1 protein-coding gene is annotated in these 859 nt (G+C 46.3%); it reads left to right on the top strand.

Annotated features, from left to right (window positions below):
- Positions 1-84 precede the first annotated feature (84 nt).
- The coding region (locus LG003_RS23100) for an IS4 family transposase (protein ID WP_262981774.1) at positions 85-859 on the top strand (775 nt) is incomplete at its 3' end.

Genomic DNA, 859 nt, shown 5'->3' with positions numbered 1-859 from the left:
CCTGATAAAAAATCGGGGGATTTTTTTGAATCTTTTTCTATTTTGCTGATCTTAGTAATAACTATTTCATTGAGGTACGGTAAAATGTTCCAAACTCACGCAGAACAATGGGCTTATGAGACTTTTTCTCGCGCAAATTTGGGTGATAGCCGACGAACCCAGCGTCTTATCAAATTCACCGCCTCTTTAGCCAACCATATCGGGCAATCTATTGTGCAATCACTCAAAACACCTGCGGATATTGAAGCCGCTTATCGATTTACGCGTAACCGGGCCATTGACGCAACGGCCATTGCAGAGGCCGGATTTGCAGCAACGGCTGAACAAGCTAAGTCCTATGACTGTTTGCTGGCATTGGAAGATACAACCTCACTGGAGTTCACTCATCAGACGGTTCGGGATGAAATGGGGTATACCGCATCACGAAAAAGTGCCACCGGCCTGCATGCCCATTCCGTTTTGCTTTTTGCCCCCAGAGAAGAACAGGTCATTGGCCTGATTGAACAAACGCGCTGGACGAGAGAGCTGAGTCATTATGGCAAGAAAGCGCAACGGGCTTCCCGGCCGTATAAAGACAAGGAAAGTTATAAGTGGGAACGCGCCTCTCAGGCAACAGAAACTCGTCTTGGCAGTGATATGAATAAGGTCATTTCAGTTTGTGATCGCGAGGCAGACATTATTGACTATCTGACCTATAAAATCACGCATCAGCCGCGTTTTATTGTGCGTTCAATGCAAAGCCGTTGCATTGAACAAAGCTCAGATAAACTTTATCTGTTCAGTGAATCTTTGCAGCCCGCAGATAAAAGAACCGTTCAGGTTAAACAACGAGGTGGGCGTAAGGCGCGTGAAGCTCTCT

It is taken from the genome of Photorhabdus kleinii, assembly GCF_025384885.1.
GTDB classification, from domain to species: domain Bacteria; phylum Pseudomonadota; class Gammaproteobacteria; order Enterobacterales; family Enterobacteriaceae; genus Photorhabdus; species Photorhabdus kayaii.
The sequence above is the reverse complement of the archived record's forward strand: the minus strand, read 5'-3'. Positions and strand labels throughout refer to the sequence as shown.